General features: G+C 40.7%; 28 protein-coding genes. 13 read left to right on the forward strand and 15 right to left on the reverse strand.

The window, feature by feature from the left end; translation table 11 throughout:
• Nucleotides 1-161: 161 nt before the first annotated feature.
• Nucleotides 162-2,888, forward strand: coding sequence for an alpha-amylase family glycosyl hydrolase (locus WSC_RS23880; RefSeq protein ID WP_016954466.1), 2,727 nt, complete (start codon nt 162-164; stop codon nt 2,886-2,888).
• Between the two features lie 686 nt (nt 2,889-3,574).
• Here the strand turns inward: WSC_RS23880 and WSC_RS0103255 are convergent.
• From WSC_RS0103255 to zapE, 8 genes are all read right to left on the reverse strand, one after another.
• The gene (locus tag WSC_RS0103255; RefSeq protein WP_016954468.1) at nt 3,575-4,060 is read right to left on the reverse strand and encodes a ClpXP protease specificity-enhancing factor; all 486 of its coding nucleotides are present in this window, start codon (nt 4,058-4,060) and stop codon (nt 3,575-3,577) included.
• On the reverse strand, nt 4,060-4,692 hold the full coding sequence (gene sspA, locus WSC_RS0103260; RefSeq protein WP_016954469.1) for a stringent starvation protein SspA: 633 nt from the start codon (nt 4,690-4,692) through the stop codon (nt 4,060-4,062). The genes WSC_RS0103255 and sspA overlap by 1 nt, the downstream gene beginning before the upstream one ends.
• A 140-nt stretch (nt 4,693-4,832) precedes the next feature.
• Nucleotides 4,833-5,573, reverse strand: a complete 741-nt coding sequence (locus WSC_RS0103265) for a cytochrome c1 (RefSeq protein WP_016954470.1) — start codon at nt 5,571-5,573, stop codon at nt 4,833-4,835.
• Nucleotides 5,570-6,838: a cytochrome b gene (locus WSC_RS0103270; RefSeq protein WP_016954471.1), complete on the reverse strand. Its 1,269-nt coding sequence runs from the start codon at nt 6,836-6,838 to the stop codon at nt 5,570-5,572. Before WSC_RS0103270 ends, WSC_RS0103265 begins: the two co-directional genes overlap by 4 nt.
• A 2-nt stretch (nt 6,839-6,840) precedes the next feature.
• The gene (gene petA / locus WSC_RS0103275; RefSeq protein WP_016954472.1) at nt 6,841-7,431 is read right to left on the reverse strand and encodes a ubiquinol-cytochrome c reductase iron-sulfur subunit; all 591 of its coding nucleotides are present in this window, start codon (nt 7,429-7,431) and stop codon (nt 6,841-6,843) included.
• Between the two features lie 330 nt (nt 7,432-7,761).
• Nucleotides 7,762-8,154 (reverse strand): 30S ribosomal protein S9, encoded by a 393-nt coding sequence (gene rpsI / locus WSC_RS0103280; protein WP_016954473.1) that lies wholly within the window; start codon nt 8,152-8,154, stop codon nt 7,762-7,764.
• Between the two features lie 15 nt (nt 8,155-8,169).
• Nucleotides 8,170-8,598, reverse strand: coding sequence for a 50S ribosomal protein L13 (gene rplM, locus WSC_RS0103285; RefSeq protein ID WP_016954474.1), 429 nt, complete (start codon nt 8,596-8,598; stop codon nt 8,170-8,172).
• 179 nt (nt 8,599-8,777) lie between these two features.
• Complete coding sequence (gene zapE, locus WSC_RS0103290) at nt 8,778-9,878, reverse strand: cell division protein ZapE (RefSeq protein WP_016954475.1); 1,101 nt, start codon at nt 9,876-9,878, stop codon at nt 8,778-8,780.
• Between the two features lie 69 nt (nt 9,879-9,947).
• On the opposite strand from zapE, the gene WSC_RS0103295 reads away from it, so the two are divergent.
• The 3 genes from WSC_RS0103295 (at nt 9,948) to WSC_RS0103305 (ending at nt 13,125) form a co-directional block, all read left to right on the forward strand.
• Nucleotides 9,948-10,385, forward strand: a complete 438-nt coding sequence (locus WSC_RS0103295) for a ZapG family protein (RefSeq protein WP_016954476.1) — start codon at nt 9,948-9,950, stop codon at nt 10,383-10,385.
• Nucleotides 10,386-10,499: 114 nt separating this feature from the next.
• Nucleotides 10,500-11,876: a DegQ family serine endoprotease gene (locus WSC_RS0103300; RefSeq protein ID WP_016954477.1), complete on the forward strand. Its 1,377-nt coding sequence runs from the start codon at nt 10,500-10,502 to the stop codon at nt 11,874-11,876.
• A gap of 142 nt (nt 11,877-12,018) precedes the next feature.
• Complete coding sequence (locus tag WSC_RS0103305) at nt 12,019-13,125, forward strand: trypsin-like peptidase domain-containing protein (RefSeq protein WP_016954478.1); 1,107 nt, start codon at nt 12,019-12,021, stop codon at nt 13,123-13,125.
• On the opposite strand, the gene murA is transcribed toward WSC_RS0103305, so the two are convergent.
• Genes murA through WSC_RS0103340 form a run of 7 tightly spaced genes read right to left on the reverse strand, consistent with a single transcriptional unit; the run spans nt 13,093 to nt 17,672 of the window.
• Complete coding sequence (murA, locus tag WSC_RS0103310; protein ID WP_016954479.1) at nt 13,093-14,355, reverse strand: UDP-N-acetylglucosamine 1-carboxyvinyltransferase; 1,263 nt, start codon at nt 14,353-14,355, stop codon at nt 13,093-13,095. The genes WSC_RS0103305 and murA overlap by 33 nt on opposite strands.
• 24 nt (nt 14,356-14,379) lie before the next feature.
• Nucleotides 14,380-14,634, reverse strand: a complete 255-nt coding sequence (locus WSC_RS0103315; protein WP_016954480.1) for a BolA family protein — start codon at nt 14,632-14,634, stop codon at nt 14,380-14,382.
• Nucleotides 14,631-14,927 (reverse strand): STAS domain-containing protein, encoded by a 297-nt coding sequence (locus WSC_RS0103320; RefSeq protein ID WP_016954481.1) that lies wholly within the window; start codon nt 14,925-14,927, stop codon nt 14,631-14,633. The genes WSC_RS0103315 and WSC_RS0103320 overlap by 4 nt, the downstream gene beginning before the upstream one ends.
• Nucleotides 14,924-15,601: an MlaC/ttg2D family ABC transporter substrate-binding protein gene (locus tag WSC_RS0103325; RefSeq protein ID WP_016954482.1), complete on the reverse strand. Its 678-nt coding sequence runs from the start codon at nt 15,599-15,601 to the stop codon at nt 14,924-14,926. Before WSC_RS0103325 ends, WSC_RS0103320 begins: the two co-directional genes overlap by 4 nt.
• Nucleotides 15,602-15,609: 8 nt before the next feature.
• Nucleotides 15,610-16,080 carry an outer membrane lipid asymmetry maintenance protein MlaD gene (gene mlaD, locus WSC_RS0103330; RefSeq protein WP_016954483.1) on the reverse strand — a complete coding sequence of 157 codons (471 nt, stop codon included), beginning with the start codon at nt 16,078-16,080 and terminating at the stop codon, nt 15,610-15,612.
• Between the two features lie 3 nt (nt 16,081-16,083).
• Nucleotides 16,084-16,866, reverse strand: a complete 783-nt coding sequence (gene mlaE / locus WSC_RS0103335; protein WP_016954484.1) for a lipid asymmetry maintenance ABC transporter permease subunit MlaE — start codon at nt 16,864-16,866, stop codon at nt 16,084-16,086.
• On the reverse strand, nt 16,863-17,672 hold the full coding sequence (locus WSC_RS0103340) for an ATP-binding cassette domain-containing protein (protein ID WP_016954485.1): 810 nt from the start codon (nt 17,670-17,672) through the stop codon (nt 16,863-16,865). The genes mlaE and WSC_RS0103340 overlap by 4 nt, the downstream gene beginning before the upstream one ends.
• 197 nt (nt 17,673-17,869) lie before the next feature.
• On the opposite strand from WSC_RS0103340, the gene WSC_RS0103345 reads away from it, so the two are divergent.
• Genes WSC_RS0103345 through ptsN form a run of 9 tightly spaced genes read left to right on the forward strand, consistent with a single transcriptional unit; the run spans nt 17,870 to nt 24,435 of the window.
• A complete protein-coding gene (locus WSC_RS0103345) occupies nt 17,870-18,856 on the forward strand; it encodes a calcium/sodium antiporter (protein WP_026016637.1) in 987 nt (328 codons plus the stop codon).
• Nucleotides 18,857-18,862: 6 nt separating this feature from the next.
• Complete coding sequence (locus tag WSC_RS0103350) at nt 18,863-19,828, forward strand: KpsF/GutQ family sugar-phosphate isomerase (RefSeq protein WP_016954487.1); 966 nt, start codon at nt 18,863-18,865, stop codon at nt 19,826-19,828.
• On the forward strand, nt 19,828-20,379 hold the full coding sequence (gene kdsC, locus WSC_RS0103355; protein ID WP_016954488.1) for a 3-deoxy-manno-octulosonate-8-phosphatase KdsC: 552 nt from the start codon (nt 19,828-19,830) through the stop codon (nt 20,377-20,379). Before WSC_RS0103350 ends, kdsC begins: the two co-directional genes overlap by 1 nt.
• On the forward strand, nt 20,376-20,930 hold the full coding sequence (gene lptC, locus WSC_RS0103360) for an LPS export ABC transporter periplasmic protein LptC (protein WP_016954489.1): 555 nt from the start codon (nt 20,376-20,378) through the stop codon (nt 20,928-20,930). The genes kdsC and lptC overlap by 4 nt, the downstream gene beginning before the upstream one ends.
• Entirely contained in the window at nt 20,917-21,426 is a 510-nt protein-coding gene (gene lptA, locus WSC_RS0103365) for a lipopolysaccharide transport periplasmic protein LptA (RefSeq protein ID WP_016954490.1), read from the forward strand. Before lptC ends, lptA begins: the two co-directional genes overlap by 14 nt.
• Nucleotides 21,426-22,151 carry an LPS export ABC transporter ATP-binding protein gene (lptB, locus tag WSC_RS0103370; protein WP_016954491.1) on the forward strand — a complete coding sequence of 242 codons (726 nt, stop codon included), beginning with the start codon at nt 21,426-21,428 and terminating at the stop codon, nt 22,149-22,151. The genes lptA and lptB overlap by 1 nt, the downstream gene beginning before the upstream one ends.
• 15 nt (nt 22,152-22,166) lie before the next feature.
• A complete protein-coding gene (locus WSC_RS0103375) occupies nt 22,167-23,672 on the forward strand; it encodes an RNA polymerase factor sigma-54 (protein WP_016954492.1) in 1,506 nt (501 codons plus the stop codon).
• A gap of 29 nt (nt 23,673-23,701) precedes the next feature.
• Nucleotides 23,702-23,989: a ribosome hibernation promoting factor gene (gene hpf / locus WSC_RS0103380; RefSeq protein WP_016954493.1), complete on the forward strand. Its 288-nt coding sequence runs from the start codon at nt 23,702-23,704 to the stop codon at nt 23,987-23,989.
• Entirely contained in the window at nt 23,989-24,435 is a 447-nt protein-coding gene (gene ptsN, locus WSC_RS0103385) for a PTS IIA-like nitrogen regulatory protein PtsN (protein ID WP_016954494.1), read from the forward strand. Before hpf ends, ptsN begins: the two co-directional genes overlap by 1 nt.
• Nucleotides 24,436-24,437 lie beyond the last annotated feature (2 nt).

Below are 24,437 nucleotides of genomic sequence, written 5' to 3' on the forward strand. Positions count from 1 at the left end.
CTGCGCATTATAACAAACAAGCCCGATTTTACAGTGGGTTTAAATGTTAAAAGATGTACGTCTGACTACATACGTATGCATAGCGATTTTTGCTTCTAAAATGGCTAGACTGAGTCATTGACATTTTATTAACACTTTACACACATAAAGCGGGGTGACCCATGTTCAAACTATCAAAAAGCTCTATCGCCATAAGTTCTGTTTTATTAATGACGATAAGCTTATCAGCCTGTAAAGACACTAGCGTAGATATTGATGTCCCTAAAGAGCCGGCGCCAACACCAACTCCAAGTCCTACGCCTACCCCGACACCAACGCCTAGCCCAACTCCGACGCCAACAAACACAGCACCTGTTATTCATATGCTTGAAACTTCGGCAGTCGATCAAGATCTAGCGATTGAATTGCAATGGTCAATTGCTGATGGTGAGCAAGACAGTTTAACTTGTGAGATAGACAGTGGCGATAACAGCAACCCTATTTTAATATCTGATTGCGCCTACTTTGGTCAATCAACCTTAAGCTATAGTGCGGCGGGGCAATATCGAATAAAACTCAGCATAGATGATGGTGAATTTACCGCTGAAACAACATTAGATGTAACCATTGCCGAACCACAGCCACAATTTACCCTAGCGCAAAGTGCTACTGTGCCTGCTCCAATATATTTACGCGGATTCGAAAATGATTGGGGGATCACCAACCAACTCACTTTACAAGACGGCATTTATATTATTGAATTTGATGGTACTTATGCACAACAAGCGGCTAAAGTTGCTAGTGAAGATTGGTCAACAGTTAACTGCGGCGGTTTTGCGCTTACTGCTAATGCAAGTCCAATAGACCTAACCTGTGGTGGCAACCCAGATAATGGTTCAATAACATTCGAAGAAGATGCCATCTATCGCATTGGTGTAAGTTATCAAGAAGATGGTAGTGCACAGATGCAAATGTTAAAAATTGCGCACGCATTGCCGGATGAATCTGGATTAGGCCAAGCCGGTACTTTAAATATCCATTATTTACATAGCAGCGAAAGTTATTCTGGCTGGGGATTACACATTTGGGGCGATGCGATTGACGCGTCAATCGCGACAGATTGGGCAACACCACGCCCGTATGCCGAACAAAAAGATGACTACGCTGTGTGGCAAGTACCAATTGAAGACGCTGGCGCAACTTTTAACTTTATAATGCATTTTGGTGATGTAAAAAGTACCGAAAGCGATTTATCACTAGTTGCCTCTAGTTTCGGTAATGAAATTTGGATAGTACAAGACACAGCCACTATTTATAATAACGAAACCGATGCTCGTGCGGCATACAATGCTTTATTACAAAACTTAGGTAACCAATCTGCTAACTTAGATTTATCTGCTGTCACAACCACAGATACAAGTTCAGCTGTTAGTGATGCTTGGGTTGATAGTGCACAATTTGCTCAAATTTATGTGCGTGCTTACCAAGATTCAGACGGCGACGGTGTCGGTGATATTCAAGGTTTAATCAGCCGTTTAGATTATTTAAAAGATAATGGTATCAACGCCATTTGGTTAATGCCTATGATGGAAAGCTCTGACAATGACCACGGTTATGCAACAACTGACTACCGCAAAATTGAAAGTGACTACGGCTCACTAGATGACTTCAAGAGCTTATTAACCGAAGCTCATAATCGCGATATCGCAATTGTTCTAGATTATGTAATTAATCATTCAAGTAATCAAAATCCTTTGTTTGTTGATGCTATGTCTTCCCCCAACAACGACAAACGCGACTGGTATATTATTCAAGCTGACAAACCGCTAGGTTGGAATATTTGGGGTGGTGATCCTTGGCGTACTAGCCCAGGTGGCGCTTATTACGCCGCATTCGCTGACAGTATGCCAGATTATGATTTAACTAACCCTGAGGTTATCGCTTTCCATCAAAATAATCTCAAATTCTGGTTAAACATGGGTGTAGACGGTTTCCGTTTTGATGCGGTAGGTGTTTTAGTTGAAAACGGTAAAGATGCTTTAGAAGATCAACCAGAAAACCATGTGATTATGAAAACCATGAAAGACACTATTGAGTCGTACGACAATAGATATATTGTCTGTGAGTCACCTTCTGGTTACGCTGCGTTTGCCAACTACAATTCTTGTGGCCGCGCATTTAACTTTGCAGCGGGTCACGCAATTATTGGTATGGCTAAATCTGGTGTTGTGTGGGATGAATTGTTAAATGAACTGGCCGCATCTAATACCGACCAAATGCCAATGATTTTAGCCAACCATGATTTCTTTGCGGGCGATCGTGTATGGAATCAACTTTCTGGTAATACGGCTCAATATAAAGTAGCAGCGGCTACTTATTTGTTAGCTTCATCAAACCCATTCACTTATTACGGTGAAGAGATTGGTTTGGCTGCAGCCGATAGTTTATCGGGTGATTGGAGCATTCGTACACCTATGAGCTGGACAAACGATGCGAACAATGCAGGATTTACCACAGGCACGCCGTTTAGAGCTTTATCTAGCAATGTTGCAAGCAACAATGTAACCGCGCAACTCGCAGATGCTGACTCGTTATTAAATTATTATCGCGATTTGTATCAAGTTAGAAACGACCACTCGGTTATCGCGACAGGCACGCTGAACGTGCAGAGTAGTGGTGGTGACAAGGTACTTAAATTAGTTAGAACGGGTACTGGTACTGAAGCAGTTATTTTAATTAACTATAGTGATGCAGATGAAAGTGTCACGGTTGATGTAAACCACAATGATGCTGTTTATAGTGATAAGTTAAGTGGTTTAGTTGATGTTAGCTCTAGTTCAAGTGGTGAGTTAACTGTAACTGTACCAGCGCAATCAGCTGCTGTGTTTGTTCATACTGTAGCAAACTAGTTGTTGATGTTTTTGCACTATCTGGGTTACTAGATAGTGCAAATTTCCATTAAAACCCACAGCTCCTACACCCCATTGCTGCAAGATCTTTTCCGTATAATCAGAAGGTAAATGGGTATTGCTCATAAAAACGCTTCAAGCAATTGTGCAAAAACTAACTTAACCTTTCTAGCCGCAAGCCTTCGGCGCTGGCTAATCTGAGCACTTTACCCACTCGAAGCATGATTTTCTAAAAACGCTGTAAATCCGTCCCTGGAAGCTCCCAAACGTCATCCCAGACGTTTGAAGTTTTAGAAAATCAGCATTCGAGTCGGTAAAACTAAGCATCGACAGTGCTGCTCAGATAAAACATTGCGCGCCAAACGAACATTTACGAATTCAAAATAGTTTTACGAAAGTAATTTCAACATATTGCACTATACAAGCAGCAACTAATTGCTGGGGAGAGGTGGTTGAGATGCTTTTTGCAAAACTTCACAAGAGAGGGGCGAATGAAGACCGAAGCACCGCTTCGCAGCTGAATGAGGTGGAGTCATGGAGGACGACAGGATGGAGGCTTCAGGGACGAAAAATGCCTAAAATTTTTTCATGAGACATATTTTGCAAAAAGCTTCTTAACCTGCTCGACTTTGTCTGCCACCAAACATGCAGCGAAAGGAATAAAGGCGACTCGAGAGTCAAATCGCCTATTTAATCACTTTTAAATGACTAACTTTTGCAGATTTCTTCGGCTTGTCTTTCGACTCAGCAGCAGTTTCAACCGGAGCATCATCTGGTTGACTACCATCAATAGTTGTCAACTCAGGTTCCGCAGGCTGAGGTGCAAACTCAGGTTTAGGCTCAGGAGGGAATGGCATGCCTTCACCATTTTCACGTGCATAAATATACAACACAGCCGAAATAGGCACACTCACATGCCTAGGTGTGCCACCAAAGCGCGCATTAAACTCAACGCTCTCATCTCCAATAGACAAAGCACCAGTTGCACCAGACGAAATATTTAAGACAATTTGACCGTCTTTAACGTACTCAAATGGCACTTGCACTCCCGGAAACTCAGCGTCTACCAATAAATAAGGAGTACAACCATTGTCTTCAATCCAGTCATGTATCGCCCTTACTAAATAAGGTTTACATGCCGACATGGACGATTGTGTGCCAGTTGGATTCATTATTTGCCTCGCATTTCTCTTTCGTCATCAGTTAAAGCAGCTTGGAAAGACTCGCGTTCAAATACGCGATTCATATATTCTTTCACTTCTTTACTGCCTTGACCAATCAACTCAATGCCAAGTTTAGGTAAACGCCATAATAATGGTGCTAATACACAATCAACCAAGCTGAATTCTTCGCTCATAAAATATGGCGTTTCTTGGAAAATTGGCGCGATAGCTAAAATGCTTTCACGTAACTCAGCGCGTGCTGCACTTGCTTCTTCAGCAGAACCATTTTCAATTTGCTCAACAAGCTTGTACCAATCGTTTTCGATGCGGTGCATCATCAAACGGCTGCTACCACGAGCAACTGGGTATACAGGCATTAATGGTGGATGTGGGAAACGCTCATCCAAATATTCCATAATGATATTAGATTGATACAAAACAAGTTCACGATCTAATAAAGTTGGAATAGTGCCATAAGGATTTAATTCAAATAATTCCTCAGGTTTGTTATTTGGATCAAGTAATTTAATTTCGACACTAATTCCCTTTTCAGCCAACACAATACGAACTTGGTGACTGTGTAATGAAGTTGCATCAGCATAAAGCATCATTACAGAACGTTTATTGGCAGCTACAGCCATGAATATCCTCCAAAGTAACAAACAATTCGGCTAAAAAGCCTACTTCAATGTGATGTTAAACTCACATTACTAGATACGGCAAATGGGGGCTAGGCCCCCATCAAAAAATACTACAAATTTTGTGGTCAGTGCACTAAATTTTAGTGAACATCACGCCAGTATTCTTTCTTCAATAAGTAAATAAATACAAAGAAGACAGCTAAGAATACTAAAACCCAAGTACCAATTTTATGTGACTCAAGTTTTGAAGGTTCACCAACATATTCTAAAAAGTTAACCAAGTCATGCATTGCTTGGTCAAACTCTTCAGGTGTCATTGAACCTTGAGTTTTTTGCACTAACTTAATACCAGATAAAGTTTTTTCGCCATCAACTTCAGTGTAAACATACTCTGCAGTTTGTGTACCTTGTAATGGTTCAAGTACATGTGGCATACCTACATCTTTAAACACAGCATTGTTTACACCAAAAGTTTTGCTTTCATCAATGTAGAAAGATTTTAAATAGGTGTAAATCCAATCTGGGTTACGTAAACGTGCAATCAAAGTTAAATCTGGTGGTTGTTTACCAAACCATTTTGCTGATTCTTTTGCAGGCATAGCGTTGGTCATTTGCTCGCCGACTTTTTGATCGCCAAAAATTAAGTTTTCTTTAACTAGTTCTTCAGGAATACCCAAATCTTGTGCAGAACGATTATATCTATGGAACTGCATTTGGTGACAACCTAAACAATAGTTAGTGAACAAAGCTGCACCACGCTGTAATGACGCTTTGTCTTCTAAATCAATTTTTGCTTTTTCTAACGGATGTTGATAACCACCACCTGCAGCGATAGCTAAACTCGGAATTAAAGCAACTAAAGCAATTAATAATTTCTTCATTTCGATATTCTCGCTGGTAATGGTTTAGTTTTTTCGTTTTTACTGTACAACCACAAGAAGCCAAAGAAGCCAAAATAAAGCAAGGTGCTAATTTGTGACATCAAAGTAAAAGTAGGTGTAGCTGGTTTTAAACCTAACCAACCTAATAATACGAATACAATTGCAAACACAGTTAAGTTCAACTTATGTAAACCACTACGGTATTTAATTGAACGCACTTTACAACGGTCTACCCAAGGTAAAGCAGCTAACATTGCAATTGCACCAAACATAGCAAGAACACCTAATAACTTATCAGGTACCGCACGTAAAATTGCATAGAAAGGTGTGAAATACCAAACTGGCGCAATATGCTCTGGTGTTTTTAATGGGTTTGCAGGTTCAAAGTTTGGTGGCTCAATAAATAAACCGCCCATTTCTGGGTTGAAGAAAATAACATAAGCACAAGCCGCACAGAACACTGTGAATGCAACTAAGTCTTTTAACACTATGTGTGGGAAGAAAGGTACTACGTCATCAATAATGTCGTATTTACCTGTGTAGTACTCATGAATGTTGTATTTAGTTTTTTCTTCTTCTTTCAAAGAACCTTTAGGATGTTTAATGTTGATACCTTGAGGGTTGTTAGAACCGACCTCATGTAATGCAACAATGTGTAAGAACACCAAAATAACAATGACTAATGGCAGTGCGATAACATGCAATGCGAAGAAACGATTTAGCGTTGCACCCGAAATAACATAGTCGCCACGGATCCATAAAGTTAAGTCATCACCAATTACAGGAATTGCACCAAATAGTGAAATAATTACCTGTGCACCCCAGTATGACATTTGACCCCAAGGTAATAAGTAACCCATAAAGGCTTCAGCCATAAGCGCTAAGTAGATGAACATACCGAATAACCACAATAATTCACGTGGTTTTTGGTAAGAACCATACATCATGCCGCGGAACATGTGTAAATACACAACTACGAAGAAGGCTGACGCGCCAGTAGAGTGCATATAACGCAATATCCAACCATAGTCGACATCACGCATAATATATTCAACAGACGCGAATGCACCCTCAGCACTTGGTACATAGTTCATGGTTAACCAGATACCAGTAACGATTTGGTTAACTAACACAACAGTTGCGATAAAACCGAAAACATACCAGAAGTTCATGTTTTTCGGTGCTGGGTATTGTAATGCATGCATGTTTGCAACACGCATCATTGGAATGCGATATTCAATCCAATCGAGTAAATTTTTCCACATGATTATGCAGCTCCCGAGTCGTCACCAACAAGAATTGTATTCTCGTCTAAGTACTTATGAGGTGGAATAACCAAGTTTAACGGTGCTGGTACACTTTGGAATACACGGCCAGCCATATCAAACTTAGAACCATGACAAGGACAGAAGAAGCCCGATGGTACACCTTCAACTTGAGCAGCAAAACTGTCAGCCAAGTATTGAGGTGAACAACCTAAATGAGTACAAATACCAACAGCAACAAAAAACTCAGGCTTGATTGAGCGATGTTGATTTGTTGCGTACGTAGGTTGTTGTTCGTTTTCTGATGCAGCATCACGTAATTGACCTTCATGTTTAGCAAGCTGCGCTAACATTTCATCAGTACGTTTAACCACCCACACAGGTTTACCACGCCACTCTACTCTTAACATTTGACCAGGTTGGAGTTTGCTCACGTTCACTTCTACCGGTGCACCCGCCGCTTTGGCTTTTGCACTCGGATTCCAAGACGCGATGAAAGGCACAGCTGCTCCGACAGCACCCACCCCACCAACAACCGAAGTTGCGACGGTTAAGAAGCGACGGCGACCGTTATCAACAGGCGCATTACTCATTCAATCTTCTCCGAGACTAGATTTAAAAAATTGACTGTCCTAGCATAGTACTTGGCTGAAAAAACAGCAAAAATCACCCACAGCTAGGGGCAGAAATAAAATAATGCGAATGATATAAAAAAAACCGTATAACTGACAAGGAAATCACGGAAAAAGCACCAAAATAACCCAGATATTTTGTGATTTATTTGTTTGTGATCAATTAGGCTTAAATTATCAACACATTCGCAGCTTGTTCGCTGGACAAAAACAACACATTTTGTCGCAAATTTTGCTTATAAAAAAACCCGGACAAGCCGGGTTTTTGCAAAAGTTGGTATACCAAACGAATTAACGTTTTGAGAATTGTGGACGCTTACGCGCTTTCTTAAGACCAACTTTCTTACGTTCAACACGACGCGCATCACGGGTAACAAAACCAGCTTTGCGTAATGCAGGACGTAATGATTCATCAAATTCCATTAATGCACGAGTGATACCGTGACGGATAGCACCAGCTTGACCAGTGTTACCACCGCCAGCTACTGTTACGTACAAATCGAATTTTTCAGTCAATTCAACTAATTCTAAAGGTTGACGAACAACCATACGTGAAGTTTCACGACCGAAGTATTCTTCGATAGAACGTTTGTTGATTGTGATGTTACCTGTACCTGGTCTTAAAAATACACGAGCTGTTGAGCTCTTACGACGACCAGTACCATAGTATTGAGAGTCTGCCATAGTAATGTCTCCGAATTAGATGTCCAAAGTTTGCGGTTGTTGCGCTTGATGGTTGTGCTCAGCACCTGCGTATACTTTAAGTTTACGCGCCATTGCACGGCCTAATGGACCTTTCGGAAGCATGCCTTTAACAGCGCTTTCGATGATCATTTCTGGTTTTTTCTCAATTAACTTATCAAAAGTAATTGATTTTAATCCACCTGGGAAACCAGAGTGTGAGTAATACACTTTGTCACTACGCTTAGCACCAGTTACCGCTACTTTTTCAGCATTGATAACAACGATGTAATCACCAGTATCTACGTGAGGAGTATATTCTGGTTTATGTTTACCGCGTAAACGACGCGCGATCTCAGTAGCTATACGACCTAAAGTTTTACCGTCAGCGTCAACTACAAACCAGTCGCGCTTTACAGATTCAGGCTTTGCAGAGAAAGTTTTCATTTCGAATTTGACCTAAATACAAAAAATTCCACATTTTTGAGGCAGTATGCCTCCCCTAGTTTATGCAAAAAACCCCTTCGAGAATTTGAACAAAGGCCCTCTTTCATGCCTTACCGGGTTTGGGAGGCGCGCATTATATAGGACGGTTAAAAAAAGATCACCTATTAATTCAAATTTGTTTACGCCAAATGAGGTTTAGCCAAAAATTCTGTCGACTGCATTTCTTGTAAACGGCTTAAACAGCGTTTAAATTCAAAACTCAATAAACCTTCTGTGTATAACTGTTCCATTGGCACTTCTGCCGCAATTATCAATTTGACGTTCCGCTCGTAAAACTCATCAACTAACGCGATAAAACGTCGCGCAATATCATCTGTGCCATTGCCCATTTGTTCAACATCACTTAACAGTACAGTATGAAAACATTGGCTTAGTTCAATATAATCGTTTTGACTGCGTGGTCCATCGCATATAGCTCTAAAATTAAACCAAACGAGATCTTGTGCAAGTTTACGCACAGCAATTTTTCGCTTTTCAATTTCAATAAAACTATCTGTTGTAATGTCGCCAATCGCCATTTTTGTAAAATAACTATCTAAATTCGCCATAGCCGGACCATCACACGGAGAATGATAAATTTCCGCCTGAGTCAGAGTACGTAACCTATAATCCACGCCACTATCAACATTCAGCACTTGGCAGTTTTTTTCAATTAAATCAATCGCCGGTAAAAACCTTTGTCGCTGCAAACCATTACGGTAAAGACCTTTGGGTTCGATATTTGATGTGGCGACCAGCACCACACCATGCTGAAACAAAGCTTGAATTAATCCAGCTAAAATCATTGCATCGGTAATATCCGAGACAAAAAATTCGTCAAAACAAACCACTTTTGCTTCTTTAGCTAATTTGTCTGCAACAGTCAGCAAAGGGTCTGATTGGCCATCAAGTAACTTTAGTTCATTGTGCACTCTGTGCATAAAACGGTGAAAATGCACACGCATTTTTTGTTCTGTCGGTAAACCATGATAAAACAAATCCATCATATAGGTTTTACCACGACCAACGCCGCCCCAAAAATAAAGCCCTTGTGGAACTTGATTTTTCGGCTTGCGAAACAGATATTTAAGGGAAGCCTGCCAAGACTGGTTTGGAGTTAAATATTCAACCACTTGATGATGCAGTGTATCTAAATACTTGATTGCGTTTGCTTGCGCGTCATCCGGCAGCAATTTTCCAGAAGCTAAATCTTGTTGGTATTGTAAAAACGGGCTAGTCATAACAGGCAAAACACAAGTATATTGAACGATAAAGTGCTAATGCTAATATTTTTTTTGAGGTAATTCACCATGAGTTGGTTAATAGACATTATAATTTTCGCTGCTGGTTTAATCACTGGATTATTGGCCGTGCGTTTTTTCCCACAAGTATCAGGCAAACATCATAAGTTGTCTGAAGAGCTAGCACAGCATGTCAAAGCACAAGAATCATTTAAGCAAGATGTTGATACATATTTAGCCTCTGTCAATCAAGCAATGCAACAAATAGCCCAGCAAGCAAACCAAGCGGCTGCTGAGTCGCAACAACAGTTTACAAAATTAGCTGCAACGCAAAAAGAACATAAAGAATTTGTGCCATTTTTTGGCGATGACACAGCCGCTATGATCGCACAAAGCCAAGCAGAAGAAAGCGCGAAGAAAAACCGCGTCGACAGTAAAACAGACTCTATGCCGCTAGATTATTCAGAAAATAAAATGGGCTGGTTTAGCGAGCAAAACCAAAAGTAAACTGAACTTTTTTCCACTGGAAAGGGTCTTTATTGCAACTATGCGTTATTAGTCGCTGAATAACATCAGCGCCTAACTAACCAGTTAGTTATTTAGATTTTAGGAGAATTGAAGTTGAAAGCTAACTATTCTAAGTTATTTAAAGTTTCGGTGTTAACGGCTAGTTTGGCACTAGCACCTGTTGTTTCTCACGCAGCATTGCCTTGGTTTGGCAATAGCGACAAACAAGAGATGCCAACTTTAGCACCTATGTTGGAGAAGGCGACGCCTGCGGTTGTGAATATTTCAGCGACAGGCATGAAAAAAGATGCGCAGCGTGTGCCTGATGTATTTAGATATTTTTTCGGCCCAAATGCTCCGCGCCAACATCCTCAAGAAAAGCCATTTCAAACAGCAGGTTCAGGTGTCATTATTGATGCCAAAAAAGGTTATGTGGTGACGAATCATCATGTAATTGCCGATACAGACAAAATTTTGGTCACACTAAAAGATGGTCGCCAATTTGAAGCAAAAAAAATCGGCTCGGATTCTGAAAGTGACGTCGCTCTTCTGCAAATTGACGCAGACAGTTTAACCGATATACCACTGGCTAATTCTGACAAATTGCGTGTAGGTGACTTTGCTATCGCTATAGGTAACCCATTTGCAATAGGTCAAACCGTGACTTCAGGTATTGTGTCTGCACTTGGCCGCAGCGGTTTAGGTATTGAAGGTTATGAAAACTTTATTCAAACCGATGCCGCAATTAACAGTGGTAACTCAGGTGGTGCGTTAGTCAACTTTAATGGCGAGTTAATTGGCATTAATACAGCAATTCTTGGGCCTAATGGCGGCAACGTTGGTATTGGTTTTGCCATTCCAAGCAACATGATGAAAAACCTAGTCGATCAAATTGTTGAATTTGGTGAAGTGCGCCGTGGTGTGCTAGGTATTTCTGGTGACAACATTGACGCAGGCATTGCCAAAGCGTTCGATTTACCGACAACACAAGGGGCAATTGTCCGTCAAGTATTTGAAGGCACAGCGGCTGAAGAAGCAGGTATTAAACCTGGTGATGCGATTGTTAGTGTCAACGGACGTAAAATTCAAACCTTCTTTGAGCTCAGAGCGAAAATTGGCACTATGGGGGCTGGTAATACCGCAGTGTTAGGTATTATTCGTGACGGCAAAGAAATGGAAATTAAGGTTAAGCTTAAAGAAGCCGAGGGTGGCAATGTAGCTGCAGCCAGCATGCACCCTGCACTAGACGGCTCTGATTTAGGCAATGGTAAAACTAAATCTGGCGAAAAAGGCGTGGTGGTTAACTCAGTTGAAGATAGGTCAATCGCTGCTCGCTTAGGCCTTGAAGAAGGTGATGTGATTATTGGGGTAAACCGTGAACGTGTAACCAATATCGCCCAGTTACGCGATAAGTTAGACGAGCACAAAAACGGTATTATTGCCTTGAATGTAATGCGCGGAAATACTCAGCTATATCTAGTTATCCGCTAAGCTAATATTTGTAACCCAAATAGTCGCTCAAAAAGTGGTAGGTGTATGTCACCTACCACTTTTTTGTTTTTAAACTCGGTAGCTTTTAATATACTCAAGTTTCAGCCATTCTAAAATTCACAACAACTAAATAACGAACCTTATGAAATTTAAGATTTTTCAGCAGTTACAATTTATTATTAATACCTTAGCGATAGCTGTTGTTCTTACGCTCATACTGTTCGCAGCTTTTCCTGAATTTAGGCAAAACAACTTAATTTGGCAGAGTATTTTTAACGAGCCTACGACTAAACGAAAACCCATTTCGTTTGCCCAAGCTGTAGCGCGTGCAGCACCAGCGGTTGTAAACATTTATACCCAAGGGTTTGAACGTGACGAACGTTTTTACAATAGTAAACGCGCTATTCGCACGCTCGGCTCAGGTGTTATTGTTTCAGAAAAAGGTTTTATTTTAACTGCTGAACATGTGGTTAAAAATGCCGACCAAATATTGGTTGCACTACAAGACGGGCGTCAGTTTGAAGCACAATTAATAGGGAGTGATCCTTATACCGATTTAGCGGTACTTTGGGTGCAAAGTGAAAACTTACCAGTTGCGCCGATTGATCCTAACCTCACTTCACAACCAGGTGATTTAGTTTTAGCTATAGGTAATCCGTATAACCTAGGTCAAACCATTACTCAAGGCATAGTCAGTGCAACCGGCCGTGCGGGTTTAAGCTCAAATTATGCCGACTTTATTCAAATGGATGCAGCTATTAACGATGGTAATTCTGGTGGCGCGTTAGTCGATAGTGATGGTTATTTAGTTGGCATTAACTCTTTCAACTATGCGTCTGCACGCCGTGACAACCAAGCGCAGGGAATATTTTTTGCAGTACCTGCTAGATTAGCCTTAACTGTATTAAGAAAAATTGCCACTGATGGCCGTGTGGTACGTGGATACTTAGGTTTATCCGGCAAAGAAACTTATATTCAAACCAGTGATGATTTAGTCACACCAGTTGGCATTATTGTCACTATGGTTGAACCTGCAGGACCTGCTGCGCTAGCTGGCATTCAGCCGAACGATATTATTATAGAGATCAACCAACAAAAGATTGTCAGCCGTGCGCAAGCGTTAGATTTGATTGCAGAAACGCGCCCAGGTACAGAATTGCCAGTAACAGTGATCCGCAAAGGGGTTAAATTGCAAATCACTGTCACTATAATGGAATTACCCAGACACTCGCTGAACTTTAGCTCCTAAATTATTCAGCTTAAGTTCGAGTGACTCGTAACCTCTGTCTAAATGGTAGATGCGGTTTACTGTGGTTTCATCATTAGCAAATAAACCAGCGATAACCAAACAAGCAGATGCGCGTAAATCAGTCGCCATAACCTCAGCACCTGATAAAGTTTCAACACCACGAACAATCGCAGTATTGCTTTCTAGTTCAATGTCAGCGCCCATACGATGTAATTCAGGTACATGCATAAAACGATTTTCAAAAATAGTTTCGTGAATTGTGCCTGTACCTTGCGCAACACAGTTCAGCACAGTAAATTGTGCTTGCATGTCGGTTGGGAAAGCTGGATGTGGCGCGGTTTTAATATTTACCGCTTTAAGCTGACGACCCGCCATATCTAAAGTAATGCTGTCTTTAGTTGTGGTTATTTGTGCACCCGCTTCTTTTAGCTTAGTGATGACAGCTTCCAACAACTTAGCACAAGTATGTGTACAGGTAACTTTTCCACCGGTAACAGCTGCCGCCACTAAAAAAGTGCCGGTTTCAATTCTGTCTGGCAAAATGGCGTGTTTACTTTCAATTAAAGTAGCTACACCTTCAATCGTTATAGTATCAGTGCCGGCACCATAAATTTTTGCGCCCATGGCATTTAAACAATTGGCTAAGTCAACTACTTCAGGTTCGCGAGCGGCATTTTCAAGTACAGTCGTACCTTCAGCTAACACTGCTGCCATCATTAAATTCTCTGTGCCAGTTACGGTTACAGTATCAAAGAAAATGTTCGCACCTTGTAACTTTTTACCATGAGTGTCAGCAACTATATAACCGTGTTCCACTTTTACTTCAGCACCCATTTGTTGCAGGCCACTAATATGTAAGTTAACTGGGCGAGCGCCAATTGCACAACCACCAGGCAAAGAAACTTTTGCATGACCACAACGCGCAACTAACGGGCCTAAAGCCATAATAGACGCACGCATGGTTCTAACCAATTCGTACGGCGCTGTAGTTGAGCTTATGTCACTAGCATCAAATAAATAACCGTCAGCCAATTTCTCGGCTTTAATCCCTAGTTCAGCCAACAAACTTAATGTTGTTTTAATATCTTTCAGCTGCGGCACATTGGTTAAAGTAACCGAATTAGGGTTAAGAATAGTGGCAAATAAAATTGGCAAGGCCGCATTTTTTGCACCTGATATACGCACTTCACCTTGCAGCGGTGAACCACCTTGAATTACAAATTTATCCATACGGATTAAGGCTCCAACTACAACTTAAAAATTGAGCTTTTTATGTTTTTGCCACTCGTCAGCGGTAAAGGCTTTGATTTTTACAGCATGAACAGTGCCGTCTGCAATCATGTCATTTAACGGTTGGTAGACCATTTGCTGACGTTTAACTGGACGTAAACCTTCGAACACGGCAGAAACAATAATTATATTCAGATAATAATTGTCTTCATGTTCAACGATTAATTCTTCATGCTCAATTGCATCACCGACTAATTGTTTAATTTGTTCTAAATTCATTCTGTTATTCCTACTATTTCAGCAACATCATACAGCTCAGCTAACTTGCGTAAATTTTCGCCATAATGAATAAAATTTGTTTGTATCTGCTTGCTGGCAAAGTGTTGTTTTAGCTTAATTAAATAAGCTAAACCAGCAGTGTCAATTCTTCCAACCTCAGCTAAAGAGATATCTATCACACAACCTTTATCACAAGGTGCTTGTGGAATAATTGACAGGTCGTTTTCTCGGGTTAAGTCACCGTCTAACTGCCAAAATTGATGATTCAGCTGTTTTTCTGCCAATTTAATCATGACTGAGGATCACTTGAATCAGATTTAAATGTCAGCTTTTGTTCCGCTTTATCTTTTAAATCTTTAATAATGCCAGTTATGCCCATTCTAGGCATAGCAGCACCAATTTCTTTACGTTTAGTACTTAATACCGAAATACCTTCGGCTTCCATATCAAAAGCGCGCCATTGGTTATTGCGATATATAAGTTTAAAAGTAACGTCTATATCAGGGCGGCCAGGTTCAACTATTTTACTGCGTACTACAGCTATTTTGTCTTCTTCACCCGCCATGGTTGGCTGCACTATAATGTCTTGTGTTTCACGATATTGAGTGAACAACTGTGCGTAAATTGTCACTATATAATCGGAGAAAGCATCAACAAATGCTTTTCTATCGTCCGCTTTAACATCACGCACATATTTACCCAATACTTTAAACGCAGCATATTCGTGGTCAATATAAGGTAATAATTCTTCACGAATAATTTGTTTTAATAGTTCAGGATTTTGTTTAACCTCAGACCAACTTGCTTTAAAGCGCTTAAATGCAGATTGAGTTACTTTTTCGAATAACTCTCTTGGGTCTTGAATATCAGCATATTGTGCTTGCTCAGCTGCATAAACAGCAGTTGAAGTAAATGTTGGCACTAAACAAGCGCAAGCTAACGCAATCGCGCTGACTAACTTTTTCATATTCACCTCTAGTCATCACCATTTTGACTAAATAAAAACTGACCAATCAATTCTTCAAGTACCAAAGCCGATTTTGTATCTTGAATGTAAGCACCTTCACCTAGAGTCTCAATGCCATCCATCATAAAACCTGGCTCTAAACCTAAATACTGCTCGCCTAACAGACCAGCCGTCAAGATGCTAATAGAGCTGGTTTCCGGAAAGTCTTTGTAATCTTTAGAAATATCCATAGATACCACAGCCATAAAAGACTGAGTATCTAGATTTATTTCAGCGACGCGACCAACAACAACCCCACCCACTTTGATTGGTGAACGAACTTTCAACCCACCAATATTATCGAATTTAGCGTATAAACGATAAGTTTCACCGTTTGATAAACTCCCTGTGTTTGCAACACTGAGTGCTAAAAATAAAAACGCAGCAATACCTGCAGCGATAAAAGCACCAACTAACACTTCAACTTTACGGTTGCTCATTTATTATTCCCCGAACATTAACGCTGTTAATACAAAATCTAATCCAAGTACAGCAAGTGAACTATGCACTACTGTTTGTGTAGTTGCTTTACTGATACCTTCAGAGGTAGGTATACAGTCGTAACCTCTAAATATCGCAATCCAAGTTACCACCAAAGCAAAAGCAAAACTTTTAATCACACCATTCATGACATCGTCTTGTAAATCGACCGCGGCTTGCATAACACTCCAAAAATTACCGCTATCAACCCCTAGCCATTCTACACCCACTAGGTGTCCACCAATAATTCCGACTGAACTGAACAATAAAGCCAATAACGGCATACTTATCATGCCAGCCCAAAATCTTGGGGCGATAACTCGACGAAGTGGATCAACCGCCATAAGTTCTAAACTAGATAACTGTTCAGTCGCTTTCATTAAACCAATTTCGGCAGTAAGTGCAGAGCCAGCTCGACCAGCAAATAATAAAGCAGTCACTACAGGGCCTAATTCACGTAATAACGACAAAGCAACCATAGGGCCTAAACTATTTTCTGCGCCGTAACCGACTAAAATAGTATACCCCTGCAAACCCAATACCATGCCAATAAACAATCCACTGACCAAAATAATCGCCAGAGATTGCACTCCAACCACTTGTAATTGTTTTATCAACAAGGGGCTATTTTTCTTGACATCAGGTGCGGCCCATAAGGCATTAAACAACACCAAACCCGCTCGACCTGTGGTTGCTGTCGCCGAGATAGTGTCCCTACCTAATTTTGCTAATGCATCAACTATCATGCTTTAAATACCTCAGCTAATTGAGCATCAAATGACTGTGCTGGATAATGAAACGGCACAGGGCCATCTGACTCACCCGCCATAAATTGATGAATTAATGGAGACTCAGAGTTACGTAATTGCTGTGGTGTTCCCTGACCTATCACTTTTTTATTTGCCATAATATAAGCATAATCAGCAATACTCATCACTTCACTGATATCATGCGATACCACAATAGAAGTTAATCCAAGCGCATCATTGAGTGAACGGATTAAGCGAATTAGCACGCCCATAGAAATAGGGTCTTGGCCGGCAAATGGTTCGTCATACATAACCAACTGCGGGTCAAGCGCGATTGCGCGAGCTAATGCGGCTCGACGAGCCATACCACCAGATAATTCAGTTGGCATTAGTTCAGCTGCGCCTCGTAAACCCACAGAGTTGAGTTTCATTAACACCATAGTGCGAATGATATCTTCTGGCAATGAACAATGTTCACGTATTGGAAATGCAACATTATCGAATACCGACATTTCAGTAAATAATGCGCCACTTTGAAACAACATGCTCATTTTTTTACGTGCCGCATATAATTGCTGGCGATTGAGTTTGTTGATTATTGCCCCATCAAAATCGATATTTCCTTTTTCTGGTTTAATCTGCCCGGCAATTAAACGCAATAAAGTGGTTTTACCTATACCACTGGGTCCCATAATCGCTATGACTTTTCCTCTAGGTATATCTAAGCTGATGTCATCATAAATAACCCGCTCACCTCGGCTAAAAGTCACATTTTTAAGTTGTACTATATTATCGTTGGACATTAAATTTCCCTGATTTTTCTGCCTAAAGCAGAGCTGCGGCGTATTCTAGCAAATATACTTAAATGAAAAACCAAAAATGTCACATTCCACACACTGCGCCGATTTTTTTATCTAACAACCAAGTAAAATTAAACACATCATGCATATTCAACTAATTTGAGTATAATGGCCGCACAGCATTCAATTTTAAGGTCTTTATGCTCGAAAATGTCATTATATTGCTCGTTAGTTTAGCCGCCCTGATGTGGAGTGCCGACAAATTTGTTTATGGTGCAGCAGCGTTAGCACGCAATTTAGGTTTATCTCCACTCATCATAGGACTAACAATTGTAGCTATGGGTTCCTCTGCACCTGAAATGATGGTAGCAGCCAGCGCTTCGTTAGCGGATAAAGCCGATACTGCAATTGGTAATGTAATTGGTTCAAATATCACCAACATCACCTTAGTACTGGGTGTTACCGCCTTATTAAAACCTATGTTAGTTGGCTCAATTACTGTGCGCAGAGAGCTACCTTTTATCTTAGCCACGTCTCTAATTGCCGTTTATTTTATCTATGATCTGCAATTTACCCGTACCGAAGGTATTTTATTAGCAGTGTTATTTTTTATCACAATTGGTTATTTGGCTTATGCATCTATTCACAAAACACCTGAAGAAGCCGCTAACCCAGATTTATATGAAGATGAAGTCAGTGACGACGTACCTGAAGGTGTGCCAATTCACATGGCTATTTTCTGGTTAGCACTAGGTTTAACCATTCTGTTATTAAGCTCAGATTTTCTCGTCGATTCTGCGGTATTTATCGCTAAAGAATTTGGTATCAGTGACTTAGTTATTGGCCTGACCATAATTGCGATTGGTACATCACTCCCAGAGCTAGCAGCATCCATTGCTGGGGTTGTCAAAGGCGAAGATGATCTTGCATTAGGTAATATTGTTGGCTCAAATATCTTCAACGCTTTAGCTGTATTGTGTATTCCAGGGATCATAGCTCCTGGTGCAGTTGATCCTGCAGCAGTTTCACGTGACTCATTGATCATGATCGCCGTGACTGTACTGCTGATATTGATGGCAATTGGCATAGGCAAAGGCCCGCGCAGTATCAACCGCATGGAAGGCGGTGTGTTATTAGCATGTTTTATTGCATATCAGTATTTACTATTTGGCATGGCAAACGGGTAGTAGTTGATGAATGCATTTATAAACAGTGCGAAAAGAGTCATTGAAATTGAACAACAAGCTCTCGCACAACTCAATAGTGACTTAGACGAAAACTTTGCGTTAGCCTGTGAAACATTGCTCAATTGCAGTGGAAAAATTGTCGTCACCGGCATAGGAAAATCAGGCCATGTTGGGCGAAAGATTGCAGCAACACTAGCCAGCACAGGTTCGCCGGCGTTTTTTGTTCATCCAGCTGAAGCCAGCCATGGCGATTTAGGCATGATAGGCAAACAAGATGTTGTGCTCGCGCTATCTAATTCAGGCGAAAGCCAAGAATTAGTCACTATTTTACCTGTGATAAAACGCATAGGCGCAAAACTAATTTCCCTTACGGCCAACGCAAGTTCAAGCCTTGCACACTATTCAGACGTGCATATTTTGGTAAAAGTAAACCAAGAAGCTTGTCCACTTGGCCTAGCACCAACCGCAAGCACAACTGCCGCTTTAGTCATGGGTGATGCCTTGGCGGTTGCCTTGTTGGAAGCACGCAAATTTACCGCTGAAGACTTTGCAGTTTCTCATCCACTAGGGAGTTTAGGTCGAAAACTCTTACTGCGTGTTGAAGCCTTAATGCATGCAGACGATCAACTGCCGATAGTCGCTGAAGATGTCACTATTGCAGAAGCTTTATTTGAAGTTTCACAAAAAAGTTTAGGTTTTGTCGCTATTATCAATAAAGCAGGTCAATTAAGCGGCATATATACAGATGGTGACTTGCGCCGAACTTTAGATAAACGCATCGACATTCACAGCACTCAAATTAGTCAGGTGATGACCAAACACGCGGTTACAGTTACACCAAGTATGTTAGCAGCCGAAGCGCTGAAATTAATGGAAGACAAAAAAATTAATGGTTTTGTTGTGGTTGATGACAATAACCGTCCAATCGGCGCAATAAACTTACATGACTTACTCAAAGCTAAGGTACTTTAATGCTATTTAACTCTATCTATGGACCAATCAAACAAGATATCGCTGACAAGTTTCAACAAACTAAACTGTTTATTTGCGATATTGATGGTGTATTTTCTGATGGCCGTATTTATTTGGGCAATCAAGGTGAAGAGTTAAAAGCATTTCACACCCGCGATGGTTTTGGCATTAAAGCTATAATCAATGCTGGCATTCAAGTTGCCGTGATCACAGGGCGAAAATCGCAGATAGTTGAAAAACGTATGAGCTCGTTAGGTATCCAGCATATTTATCAAGGACAAGAAGATAAACTTGCAGCCTATGCTGAATTAAAAAGCCAACTGAATATCACAGATAAACAAATCGCTTATATTGGTGATGACGTACCTGATTTAACAGTGATGCAGCAAGTTGGTTTAGCAATCGCAGTGAACGATGCACACCCAATTATTCAACAAATTTGCCATTATCAAACCCATGTCCGTGGTGGTTTTGGAGCTGTACGTGAATGTTGTGATATTTTCTTACAAACGCGTGGCGTATTAGAGCAAGCGCAAGGTATGAGTGTATGAAGCGACTGCTGCTGTCAGTTTTAATTATTGTTGCGATCAGCCAATACTTTTGGCTGCAATGGAGCACGCAACCGCAAGAAATTGCAGCATTTGATCGTGTCGCATTACCCGATTACCAAATAACCGCATTAAATAGAACCGAATACGACCAAAGTGGCCAAATTCACAGCAAACTCAACGCACGTTCATTAGAACATTATCAAGAACTTGAATTTACCTATTTTCAGAATCCAAGATATATTTTATATTCGAGCGACCAACAGCAACACTGGATCATCAGTGCAAACGACAGTGTTATATACGACAACCGCCAATTAGAACTTGAAGGCAATGTTGCAGTTATGGCTAACAAACCAGACGATTGGTTTGATACACTGTATGTAAATAGGCTCAACATGGATTTAACCGCACAAACCATATCAACCAGTGCAAAAGTGACTGGTGTCGCCAACAAAATGACCTTTAGTGGCCAAGGTTTACGTGGAAATTTAAAAACCCAAGAGTTTGAACTCGTGGAGCAAGTACGGGCAGAATACTTTGTTAAACAATAAAATTATCACACTTTTTATCGGCAGTATTATCTGTGCACCGAGTGTTGCGCTAGAGGCAGACTTTAGTCAAAACATAGTCATAGATGCGAAAAAGCAACAACTCGAAATAAAAACCAATACTTTAAGTTTTTCTGGCGACGTAGAAGTTAAACAAGGTTCGTTGCGCATGAAAGCGGATAGATTAGAAGTTATCAAAGCGGATGAAGACGACCCAGAAAGCCAAGACATTTTGCGGGCTATAGGTTTACCTGCTAGTTATAAACAAGTGCTAGACAGCGGCGAAACTCTGATAGCAACAGCGAAAAATATTCAATACAAAGTAAAAGACCGCATTTTAACCTTGTCTGGCAATGCCAATATCTCACAACAAAACAGCCAAGTGAGTGGCGATATTATTGAATATGACTTAGTCGCGCAAAAACTTGTCGCTTCCGGAAATAATCAAAAAGGGCAAAAAGTCCGTACCGTATTAACACCAAAAAGTGGTGACAATTAATGCCCAAGTTAATCGCAACCAACTTAGCTAAAGCCTATAAAAAACGCCAAGTGGTGAAAAGTGTCTCACTGCAAGTAGAGTCTGGCAGTATAGTTGGTTTATTAGGACCAAACGGCGCTGGTAAAACCACCACCTTCTACATGATAGTCGGTTTAGTTGAGAATGACGCCGGGCAAATTTTATTAGACGATAAAGACATGACCTACTTCCCAATGCACGAAAGAGCACGTGCCGGCGTTGGTTATTTACCACAAGAATCGTCTATATTTAGAAAGTTAACGGTCACACAAAATATCTATTCAATATTAGAAATGCGACCTGAGCTTACCAAAAGCGAAAAACAAGCTAAACTTGAAGAGCTACTTGAAGAATTTCATATCACCCACATAAGAGATAGTCAGGGCATGGCATTATCCGGTGGTGAGAGAAGACGGGTAGAAATCGCCAGAGCGCTAGCGGCCGATCCAAAATTTATCTTATTGGACGAGCCATTTGCAGGGGTTGATCCTATATCCGTCATTGATATAAAAAGAATTATCACCCATCTTAGAGATAGGGGTTTAGGTGTACTAATAACAGACCATAATGTGCGTGAAACGCTCGATGTTTGTGAAAAAGCCTATATCGTTAGCCAAGGACAGTTAATTGCCTCTGGTGCACCCAACGATGTGCTGAATAACAAACAAGTACGTAACGTATATTTAGGTGAACAATTTAAACTATAACGAATCGTCTAATTAATGAAACAAACTATTCAGTTAAAATTTGGTCAGCATTTAACTATGACCCCGCAGTTGCAACAAGCTATTCGATTGTTGCAATTGTCATCGCTTGATCTTCAGCAAGAGATCCAAGAAGCGCTTGATAGCAACCCTTTGTTGGAATCTGAAGAAAACCGCGAGGACTTCGAATCATTAGACGCGTTAAACGAAGCTAAACAACAAAAAGAAGAAAAAAACGGCAAAGATAATACCGAATCAACCGAAGATGCAGTGCCCGACAGCCGTGACGAACTATCACGCGAAGATATTCGCGAAGACCTTGCAACCGATAGCACTTGGGATGATCACTTCACTCAAAGCACAGGTACAGGTTCAAATGGCGCAGCACCGGATGATGACATGGTTTATCAAGGTGAAACCATAACGTCAATTCGTGACCATTTGTTATGGCAAATGGATTTGACGCCATTTTCACCAGTAGACAGGGCAATCGCCATAGCCATTATAGATGCAGTAGACGACTCAGGTTATTTAACAGTTAGTGTTGAAGATATCATTGAAAGTTTAGGCATTGAAAGCGAAGAAATAGACGATTTAGTTGAAGTTGAAGAAGTAGAAGCAGTACTTAAACGCATTCAACTATTTGATCCAGTTGGTGCTGCGGCCAGAGACACCAAAGAGTGTTTGCTCGTACAACTGAATCAATTTTCAGCAGATACGCCCTATTTAGCCGAAACTAAAAAAGTAATTAAAAATTATATCGAACTTTTAGGTAATAGAGACTACCGAACTTTAGCAAGGAAGACTAAACTAAAAGAAGACGAGCTAAAAGAAGTGATGAAACTCATCCACAGCTTAAACCCGAGACCGGGTAACGCAGTGGTTGCAGAAGAAGCTCAATATATAGTGCCGGATGTAGCAGTAAAAAAAATAAAAGACGATTGGATAGTTGAATTAAATCCAGACAGCATGCCAAAACTCAAGATCAATGCAGAATATGCAGCTATGAGTAAAACCGCACGCAATACGTCGGATTCACAATTTATCCGTTCGCATATGCAAGAAGCAAAATGGTTTATAAAAAGCCTTGAAAGTCGTAACGAAACTTTGTTAAAAGTAGCAAGGTGTATCGTCAAACAACAACAAGGTTTTTTTGAGTACGGTGATGAAGCCATGAAACCTATGGTGTTAAATGATGTTGCCGAAGAAGTTGAAATGCATGAGTCGACCATATCTAGGGTAACGACACAAAAATATATGCACACACCACGTGGTATATTTGAATTGAAATACTTCTTCTCAAGTCATGTCAGCACTGAAAATGGTGGAGAATGTTCATCAACCGCAATACGCGCTTTGATTAAAAAACTGATTTCTGCTGAAAACACAGCAAAACCGTTAAGTGATAGCAAGATTGCAGAATTGTTAGCGGATCAAGGTATTATGGTTGCTAGACGCACCATAGCTAAATACCGAGAGTCGTTGTCAATTCCGCCGTCAAACCAACGTAAGAGCCTTCTTTAGAAGGCATAAACCAAAAAAGGAAAGAGCCTATGCAAATCAATTTAACTGGTCGTCATGTTGATATTACTGACTCACTAAGAGATTACGTCGACAACAAGTTTGCAAAGCTTGAGCGTCATTTTGATCACATCAATAACGTGTATGTTATCCTCAACGTTGAAAAGCTAAATCAAGTAGCAGAAGCAACGCTGCATTTAAACGGTGGCGAAGTATTTGCCAACGCCGAGCATACGGATATGTATGCCGCAATAGATTCCTTGATTGACAAGCTGGATCGCCAAGTCATCAAGCATAAAGAGAAAATGAAACGCCATTAATGGACATTCAATCTTTTTTATCCAAAGACTGCACTGAATGTGCAGTCTCTGTTTCTAGCAAAAAACGAATTATTGAGCACATAGGTCAAATAGCTGCACAACATATCAGTGAAATGACCGAACAAGAAATTACCGCAGCTTTGCTCAATCGAGAAAGATTAGGCAGTACAGGTATAGGTAATGGTATCGCCTTACCGCATGGCCGTTTAGCCAATACCACCAAAGCATTAGCGATATTAATTACCACGTCAGATCCCATTGATTACGACGCGATAGACAACCAACCGGTTAATGTTTTTTTTGCCCTGTTAGTGCCAGAAAATCAATGCAACGAACATTTAAAGTCGTTAGCGGCAGTTGCGCAAAAACTTTCGGATAAAAGTATTTTAAAACGCATTCGAACAGCGCAGAATAGTCAGGAACTTTACCAAGCTATTACGGAATAAAC

The sequence above is a fragment of the Catenovulum agarivorans YM01 genome (assembly GCF_000281085.1).
GTDB lineage: Bacteria > Pseudomonadota > Gammaproteobacteria > Enterobacterales > Alteromonadaceae > Catenovulum > Catenovulum agarivorans.

What these genes read in the sequence shown, in the direction of transcription:
- WSC_RS0103340 (WP_016954485.1), bottom strand. Translation starts at nt 17,672, where the DNA reads ATGTCCAACGATAATATAGTACAACTTAAAAATGTGACTTTTAGCCGA.
- lptB (WP_016954491.1), top strand. Translation starts at nt 21,426, where the DNA reads ATGCCCAAGTTAATCGCAACCAACTTAGCTAAAGCCTATAAAAAACGC.
- WSC_RS0103320 (WP_016954481.1), bottom strand. Translation starts at nt 14,927, where the DNA reads ATGATTAAATTGGCAGAAAAACAGCTGAATCATCAATTTTGGCAGTTA.
- WSC_RS0103295 (WP_016954476.1), top strand. Translation starts at nt 9,948, where the DNA reads ATGAGTTGGTTAATAGACATTATAATTTTCGCTGCTGGTTTAATCACT.
- petA (WP_016954472.1), bottom strand. Translation starts at nt 7,431, where the DNA reads ATGAGTAATGCGCCTGTTGATAACGGTCGCCGTCGCTTCTTAACCGTC.
- WSC_RS0103375 (WP_016954492.1), top strand. Translation starts at nt 22,167, where the DNA reads ATGAAACAAACTATTCAGTTAAAATTTGGTCAGCATTTAACTATGACC.
- sspA (WP_016954469.1), bottom strand. Translation starts at nt 4,692, where the DNA reads ATGGCTGTAGCTGCCAATAAACGTTCTGTAATGATGCTTTATGCTGAT.
- murA (WP_016954479.1), bottom strand. Translation starts at nt 14,355, where the DNA reads ATGGATAAATTTGTAATTCAAGGTGGTTCACCGCTGCAAGGTGAAGTG.
- WSC_RS0103345 (WP_026016637.1), top strand. Translation starts at nt 17,870, where the DNA reads ATGCTCGAAAATGTCATTATATTGCTCGTTAGTTTAGCCGCCCTGATG.
- rpsI (WP_016954473.1), bottom strand. Translation starts at nt 8,154, where the DNA reads ATGGCAGACTCTCAATACTATGGTACTGGTCGTCGTAAGAGCTCAACA.
- lptC (WP_016954489.1), top strand. Translation starts at nt 20,376, where the DNA reads ATGAAGCGACTGCTGCTGTCAGTTTTAATTATTGTTGCGATCAGCCAA.
- hpf (WP_016954493.1), top strand. Translation starts at nt 23,702, where the DNA reads ATGCAAATCAATTTAACTGGTCGTCATGTTGATATTACTGACTCACTA.
- WSC_RS0103325 (WP_016954482.1), bottom strand. Translation starts at nt 15,601, where the DNA reads ATGAAAAAGTTAGTCAGCGCGATTGCGTTAGCTTGCGCTTGTTTAGTG.
- mlaE (WP_016954484.1), bottom strand. Translation starts at nt 16,866, where the DNA reads ATGATAGTTGATGCATTAGCAAAATTAGGTAGGGACACTATCTCGGCG.
- WSC_RS0103350 (WP_016954487.1), top strand. Translation starts at nt 18,863, where the DNA reads ATGAATGCATTTATAAACAGTGCGAAAAGAGTCATTGAAATTGAACAA.
- WSC_RS23880 (WP_016954466.1), top strand. Translation starts at nt 162, where the DNA reads ATGTTCAAACTATCAAAAAGCTCTATCGCCATAAGTTCTGTTTTATTA.
- kdsC (WP_016954488.1), top strand. Translation starts at nt 19,828, where the DNA reads ATGCTATTTAACTCTATCTATGGACCAATCAAACAAGATATCGCTGAC.
- zapE (WP_016954475.1), bottom strand. Translation starts at nt 9,878, where the DNA reads ATGACTAGCCCGTTTTTACAATACCAACAAGATTTAGCTTCTGGAAAA.
- ptsN (WP_016954494.1), top strand. Translation starts at nt 23,989, where the DNA reads ATGGACATTCAATCTTTTTTATCCAAAGACTGCACTGAATGTGCAGTC.
- WSC_RS0103305 (WP_016954478.1), top strand. Translation starts at nt 12,019, where the DNA reads ATGAAATTTAAGATTTTTCAGCAGTTACAATTTATTATTAATACCTTA.
- WSC_RS0103265 (WP_016954470.1), bottom strand. Translation starts at nt 5,573, where the DNA reads ATGAAGAAATTATTAATTGCTTTAGTTGCTTTAATTCCGAGTTTAGCT.
- mlaD (WP_016954483.1), bottom strand. Translation starts at nt 16,080, where the DNA reads ATGAGCAACCGTAAAGTTGAAGTGTTAGTTGGTGCTTTTATCGCTGCA.
- rplM (WP_016954474.1), bottom strand. Translation starts at nt 8,598, where the DNA reads ATGAAAACTTTCTCTGCAAAGCCTGAATCTGTAAAGCGCGACTGGTTT.
- WSC_RS0103255 (WP_016954468.1), bottom strand. Translation starts at nt 4,060, where the DNA reads ATGAATCCAACTGGCACACAATCGTCCATGTCGGCATGTAAACCTTAT.
- WSC_RS0103270 (WP_016954471.1), bottom strand. Translation starts at nt 6,838, where the DNA reads ATGTGGAAAAATTTACTCGATTGGATTGAATATCGCATTCCAATGATG.
- WSC_RS0103315 (WP_016954480.1), bottom strand. Translation starts at nt 14,634, where the DNA reads ATGAATTTAGAACAAATTAAACAATTAGTCGGTGATGCAATTGAGCAT.